Raw genomic sequence first — 6,246 nt, 5'->3', positions numbered from 1 at the left:
CGTGCCACCGAAGTTGGCGTAGTAGGTGTAGAACTTGGCGTTCAGGCCGGCGTCGTTGGCGGCCTTGACCAGCAGCGCCAGGTCGGAGCCCCAATTCCCGGTGATCACCGTGTCAGCGCCCGAGGCCTTGATCTTGGCCACATAGGGCGAGAAGTCACGCACCTGCGCCAGCGGGTGCAGGTCATCACCCACGATCTCGATGTCGGGGCGCTTGCGGGCCAAGTTGGCCTTGGCAAACTTGGACACCTGTTGGCCGTGGGCGTAGTTCTGGTTGATCAGGTAAACCTTCTTGATGTCGGCCTGGTCCTTCATGAAGGTGGTCAGCGCTTCCATCTTCATGGAGGTGTCGGCATCGAAGCGGAAGTGCCAGTAGCTGCACTTGCTGTTCGTCATGTCCGGATCCACCGCCGCGTAGTTCAGGTAGACCACCTCCTTGCCGGGATTGCGCTCGTTGTGTTTGTTCACGGCATCCAGCAGCGCCAGGCCGGCGCCCGAACCCAGGCCCTGAACCACATAACGCACGCCTTGGTCAACGGCCGACTTCAGGGCGTTGAGCGTCTCGGCAGGGCTGAGCTTGTTGTCGATGCTGATGATCTCAAACTTCACGCCAGCAGGATTGTTGGCATTGAGCTTTTCAGCGATGTACTGGTAGGTCTTGAGCTGGTTCTGGCCCACGCTGGCCATCAACCCTGACAACGGATCAATCCATGCGACCTTCACGGTCTCACCTTTTTGGGCCATGGCGGCACCAGCGCTCAGCGAGGCGGCCACGAAAATACTCAATGCTCGGCGTTGCAGATTCATGCTTTCCTCTTTGGGGTATCGACCAGACACGGAGATTACCCCCCTAAACCCGGGGGGTGCTTCAGGGATGACCCGGAATCTCAGACAAAACTTGAATTTATCTGCCATTTCCTCTGCAATCAATGCCCAGTGCTGTTGTACCGACCACAAAAAAGCGCCTCGAAAGGCGCTTTTTGATTCAAACCATTAAACCGTGGGCAGATTGTGGTCTTTGAACTGCTCTCGCAGCTTCAACTTGTAGATCTTGCCAGTGGCGGTGTGCGGGATCTCGTCGGTGAAGACCACATCGTCGGGCAACTGCCACTTGGGGATCTTGCCGTCATAGAAGGCCAGGATCTCTTCGCGCGTCACTTCGGCGCCGGGCTTCTTGACCACGACCAGCAGCGGGCGCTCGTCCCACTTGGGGTGGAAAGCAGCGATGGCTGCAGCCTCGTGCACGGCGGGGTGGCCCATGGCCACGTTTTCCAGGTCGATGGAGCTGATCCATTCGCCGCCCGACTTGATCACGTCCTTGGAGCGGTCGGTGACCTGCATGTAACCGTCGGCATCGATCGTGGCCACATCGCCCGTGGGGAACCAGCCATCGTGCAAAGGCGACTTGTCGACCTTGAAATAGCTGCTGATGACCCAGTGGCCACGCACCTCCAGATCGCCCGACGTTTTGCCATCCCAAGGCAGCACCTGGCCTTCGGCATCAACGATCCGCATGTCGACGCCGTAGATCACCTTGCCTTGTTTTTCCAGCAGACGATGCTGGGCCTCAACCGGCAAGTCGGCATGCTTGGACTTCAGACGGCCCAAGGTGCCCAGGGGCGACATCTCGGTCATGCCCCAGGCGTGGATCACCTGCACGCCGAACTCGTCTTCCAGCGTGCGGATCATGGCGGGCGGACAGGCCGCGCCGCCCACCACCGTGCGCTTGAAGGTGCTGAACTTCAAGTTGTTCTGCTTGACGTGGTTGATCAGGCCCAGCCAGATGGTGGGCACACCGGCACTGAAAGTGACCTTCTCTTTTTCGAACAGGTCGTACAGCGATGCGCCATCCAGATGGTGCCCTGGCAGCACCAGCTTGCAGCCGATCAGCGCGCCCGAGTAAGGCAGGCCCCAGGCGTTGACGTGGAACATGGGCACCACCGGCAGCACCGTGTCAACGGTGGACACCGACATGGCGTCAGGCAAGGCCGCCGCGTAGGCGTGCAGCACGGTCGAGCGGTTGGAATAGACCGCACCCTTGGGGTTGCCTGTCGTGCCCGAGGTGTAGCAAATGCTGGCGGCGGTGTTCTCGTCGAATTGCGGCCAGGTGTAGTGGCCGTCTTCGGCCTCGATCAGCTCTTCATAGCACAGCAGGTTGGGAATGGCGGTTTCGGCCGGCATGTGCGAGCGGGCCACCATCACCACCACGGCCTTGACCGTGGGCAGGCTGGGGATCAGCTTTTCGATCAGGGGCAGGATGTTCAGGTCAACGAACAGCACCTTGTCTTCGGCGTCGTTGATGATCCAGGCCACCTGCTGCGGGAACAAGCGCGGGTTGACCGTGTGGCAGATCAGCTCGGAACCCGACACGCCGTAGTAGATCTCCAGGTGGCGGTAGCCGTTCCAGGCCAAGGTGCCTACACGCTCACCGGCCTTCAAACCCAGGCGCGCCAGGGCCTGGGCCAGCTTGCGCGAACGCAACTCGACCTCCGACCACGTCGTGCGGTGCATGTCGCCCTCAACGCGCTTGGAAACAATCTCGACGTCACCGTTGTGCCTGGCCGCGTGCGTCAGCAGCGACGAGATCAACAAGGGCATGTGCATCATTTGGCCCATCAGGCTCATTGGCGGCTCCAGAAATGTGAGGACAAGAAATTCAGACAATGATCATAGTCAAATTTTGACGTATCACCAACAGGGTGTTTTCGCTTGTATTGGTGCTCAGCCAGCCGCCACTTGCAGCTTCTGAACCGCCAGCGCGAAGTCGGCGGGCAAGCTCTTGGGCCGGCGCGTGACGCGGTCCACATAGACATGGACGAAATGCCCGCTGGCCGCCGACACAGACTGGCCTTCATCAAACAAGCCGATCTCGTAGCGCACGCTGCTGCTGCCAATCTTGGCCACGCGGATGCCGACATCGACATTGCGCGGAAAGGCCAAAGGCGCGAAGTAATTGCAATGCGTCTCGACCACCAGACCAATCACACCACCATCGTGGATGTCCAGTACACCAGCTTCAATCAGGTAGCGGTTCACCGCCGAATCGAAATAGCTGTAATAGGTAACATTGTTGACATGCCCGTAGATGTCGTTGTCCATCCAGCGGGTCGAGATGGTGTCAAAGTGCGCGTAGGCGCTGCGGGGTTGGGGTTGTGCACGTTCCATGCAAACGATTATTAACGCTACATTACTGACCAGTCGGTCAGTTACCCACGTCAGCCCTTGCCTGCCATCAAATCCTCCTGCCCTGTGACCTCGCTGATCCAGTCGGTTGGATCAGGTCGTCAGCGCCGCAAGGCGGCCCGGCCCCAAGAGTTACTTGAGGCCGCCCTGACGCTGTTCGTCGAGAAAGGCTTTGCCGCCACGCGCACCGAAGAAGTGGCGCGGATGGCCGGGGTATCCAAAGGCACCTTGTACCTGTACTACCCCAGCAAGGATGAGCTGTTCAAGGCCGTGGTACGCACCCACCTCAGCGAAGTCATCGCCGAGGGCAGCGGCATCGTCGAACAGTTCGAAGGCCCCACGTCCGAATTGCTGCACCTGCTGGCCCACACCTGGTGGTCGCGCGTTGGCGCGTCCAAGGCTTCCGGGATCATGCTGGTCATCATCACCGAGGCCAACAACTTCCCCGATCTGATCCAGTTCTACATGGACGAAGTGGTGGCCCCCGCGCACGCCATGTTGACCAAGGCCGTGCAGCGCGGCATGGACCGGGGCGAGTTCCGCGACATGGACGTGAGTGCGGTGGTCCATGCCCTGATCGCGCCCGTGCACTTCCTGGTGCTTTATCAGCATTGCTCGGCGGCCTGCTCGGTCAACCCGGTGCCCCTGGACCCGCCGCAGTTCATGGCCACGCAAATCGAGCTCTTGCTTCGCGGTTTGGTGAAATGACAAAAAATGCGCATCGTTTTCCGTTGTCCGGGCACTGCAGTTCTTAAAATCCCTGCTTTTTCCCAATATTTAACTTCCCCGACTGCCCCTAGGATGTCCTCATGAACGTCGAACAAGCCCGCTTCAACATGATCGAGCAGCAGATCCGCCCCTGGGATGTGTTGGACAGCTCCATCCTGTCCCTGTTGTCCGTCGTGCGCCGCGAAGACTTCGTGCCCGAAGCCCATCGCTCGCTGGCCTTCATGGACCTGGAAGTGCCTTTGTCCGGCGGCCGGGCCATGCTGGCCCCCAAGCTTGAAGCCCGCCTGGTGCAAGACCTGAACCTGAGCAAGCGCGACACCGTGCTGCACATTGGCGCTGGCACCGGCTACGTCACCGCCTTGCTGGCCCACAAGGCCCAACGCGTCATCGGCCTGGAAACCCAGGCCGACCTGGTTCAGCTTGCCCGCGCCAACCTGCGCCATGCCGGCGTCAACAACGCAGAAATCGTGCAGTCTGATGGGGCTGAAGGCCTGCTCGCCCAAGCCCCCTTTGACGCCATCTTGCTGACAGGCTCGGTCGCCAAGGTGCCGCAAGCCTTGCTGGATCAACTCAAGGAAGGTGGCCGCCTGCTGGCCATCGTGGGCGATGAGCCCATCATGCGCGCGCGTTTGTTCACACGATTGGGCAACGGCCAATTCAGCAGCGAAGACCTGTTCGACACCACCGCCCCTCGGCTGGCAGGCTTTCTCATTCCCAGCCGCTTCCACTTCTGACAGGAATCACAAGATGTCCCCGAACTTGAAACGCCCCGCTCTGCGCCCCGTGGTTTGCGCGGCGGCCATTGTGCTGATGAGCATGTCCAGTTGGGCCACCGCTCAAACCCAGCAGGCGCGAGCCCAGTCACTGCTGGAACTGTTTCAGGCAGCCAAGAGTTATGACGCCGCCTACCTGTCGGCCAAATCAGAATCAGACTCCGCCCAATACAAAGCCGCCCAGGCCGATGCCTTGCGCCTGCCCACTGTGGGCATGAGAGGCACCATCGACCGCACAAAACTGGACTCCAACGCACCGGGTGCCCAGGGCGTTTTGGCCAGCGGCTATGGCACCACAAAGACCTTGGGCCTGTCGGCCAAGCAACCGCTGTTCAACCGCAGCAACGACGCCGATGTGGGCAAGGGCCAGCAAGCCCTGGTTGCCGCACAAGCCAGCCTGAAGTCCGCAGAGGATGACCTGGTGGTACGCCTCACACAGGCTTATTTCGACGTGCTCTCGGCGCAAGACATCCTGGCCACCTCGCAAACCAACAAGAAGGCCTTGGCCGAGCAGTTAGCCGCCGCCAAGCGCAACTTCGAGGTGGGCAATGCCACCATCACCGACACACGTGAAGCCCAGGCCCGCTTTGACTTGGCTGGAGCCCAAGAGATCGCTGCCACCAACGATTTGCGCGTCAAAGGCCTGTCACTGGACCAGTTGGTGGGACAGACCGAGGTCAAGCCCCGCCCCTTGATGACACCCGTGAACCTGCCGGTCCTGATGCCCGCTTCGGTGGATGAATGGACGGCACAGACCAATCAATCGCCCACCGTTCGCAAAGCAGAAGTCGCCCTGGCGCTGGCCAAGCTGGACACGGCCAAAGCCCGCGCCGGGCACATGCCGACCCTGGATGCCACGGCGTCCATCATTCGCAGCGAGATCAATAGCAATGCGCCTGGGGCCGCTCTGGCGCAGGTGAATGGCAAAACTGGCACGAACTCGGCCATCGGTCTGGAACTGAACGTGCCCATCTTCGCGGGCTTTGCCGTGCAGAACCGCATCAAGGAAACCCTGGTCGGCGAAGAAAAAGCCGAACACGATCTGGACAGCGCCAAGCGCGCCATCACGCTGGGCACCCGCCAGGCCTTCCTGGTGGTTCAGTCGGGCATGGCCCAGGTCAAGGCCTATGAAGCTGCTGAAAGCTCGGTCAAACTGGCGCTGGAAGCCACGCAACTGGGCTACCGCGTCGGCGTGCGCATCAACAAGGATGTCCTCGACGCGCAAAATTTGGTGTCCAACACGCAGAAAGACCTCTACAAGGCCCGGTACGACGTGCTTGTGGCAAGCATGCGGCTTCGCCAAGCCAGCGGCACCCTCAAGCCGGAAGACCTGGACACTTTCAACAAGTTGTTGGCACCACAGTGAACCAGCACCGCGATCTCTGACGATCACCAGGCCCGCCTCGCGCGGGCTTTTTCTTGGCCTCTGCTGCTTGGTCAAAGGCATGGCGCCATCACACTCGACCATGAGAAAAGCCTGTGCTGTCATGGCTAACAACACAGGCTTTCAGTTTTGGTGCCGCTTGTCGGATTCGAACTGACGACCTACCGCTTACAAGGCGGT

General features: G+C 60.4%; 6 protein-coding genes. 3 read left to right on the top strand and 3 right to left on the bottom strand.

Annotation, left to right across the window (positions count from 1 at the left end; genetic code table 11):
• The 3 genes from H7225_RS11480 to H7225_RS11470 all read right to left on the bottom strand — a co-directional run.
• A partial coding sequence (locus H7225_RS11480; RefSeq protein WP_290661923.1) for an ABC transporter substrate-binding protein occupies window positions 1-804 on the bottom strand: 804 nt, incomplete at its 3' end.
• A 186-nt stretch (window positions 805-990) separates the two neighbouring features.
• Window positions 991-2,622 carry a 3-(methylthio)propionyl-CoA ligase gene (locus tag H7225_RS11475; protein ID WP_290661921.1) on the bottom strand — a complete coding sequence of 544 codons (1,632 nt, stop codon included), beginning with the start codon at window positions 2,620-2,622 and terminating at the stop codon, window positions 991-993.
• Window positions 2,623-2,718: 96 nt separating this feature from the next.
• Window positions 2,719-3,162, bottom strand: coding sequence for a thioesterase family protein (locus H7225_RS11470; protein WP_290661919.1), 444 nt, complete (start codon window positions 3,160-3,162; stop codon window positions 2,719-2,721).
• A gap of 57 nt (window positions 3,163-3,219) precedes the next feature.
• On the opposite strand from H7225_RS11470, the gene H7225_RS11465 reads away from it, so the two are divergent.
• From H7225_RS11465 to H7225_RS11455, 3 genes are all read left to right on the top strand, one after another.
• Window positions 3,220-3,888, top strand: coding sequence for a TetR/AcrR family transcriptional regulator (locus tag H7225_RS11465; protein WP_290661917.1), 669 nt, complete (start codon window positions 3,220-3,222; stop codon window positions 3,886-3,888).
• Between the two features lie 101 nt (window positions 3,889-3,989).
• Window positions 3,990-4,643 carry a protein-L-isoaspartate O-methyltransferase gene (locus H7225_RS11460; RefSeq protein ID WP_290661915.1) on the top strand — a complete coding sequence of 218 codons (654 nt, stop codon included), beginning with the start codon at window positions 3,990-3,992 and terminating at the stop codon, window positions 4,641-4,643.
• 13 nt (window positions 4,644-4,656) lie between these two features.
• Window positions 4,657-6,048 carry a TolC family outer membrane protein gene (locus H7225_RS11455; RefSeq protein WP_290661913.1) on the top strand — a complete coding sequence of 464 codons (1,392 nt, stop codon included), beginning with the start codon at window positions 4,657-4,659 and terminating at the stop codon, window positions 6,046-6,048.
• Window positions 6,049-6,246: the final 198 nt, after the last annotated feature.

This window comes from Aquabacterium sp., assembly GCF_014378415.1.
In the GTDB taxonomy this organism is placed as follows: domain Bacteria; phylum Pseudomonadota; class Gammaproteobacteria; order Burkholderiales; family Burkholderiaceae_C; genus Aquabacterium.
This window is presented reverse-complemented; position numbering and strand designations above follow the sequence as displayed.

Bases quoted from the DNA above. Each gene is read 5' to 3' on its own strand.
- H7225_RS11460 (WP_290661915.1), top strand. From the start codon at position 3,990: ATGAACGTCGAACAAGCCCGCTTCAACATGATCGAGCAGCAGATCCGC.
- H7225_RS11455 (WP_290661913.1), top strand. From the start codon at position 4,657: ATGTCCCCGAACTTGAAACGCCCCGCTCTGCGCCCCGTGGTTTGCGCG.
- H7225_RS11475 (WP_290661921.1), bottom strand. From the start codon at position 2,622: ATGAGCCTGATGGGCCAAATGATGCACATGCCCTTGTTGATCTCGTCG.
- H7225_RS11470 (WP_290661919.1), bottom strand. From the start codon at position 3,162: ATGGAACGTGCACAACCCCAACCCCGCAGCGCCTACGCGCACTTTGAC.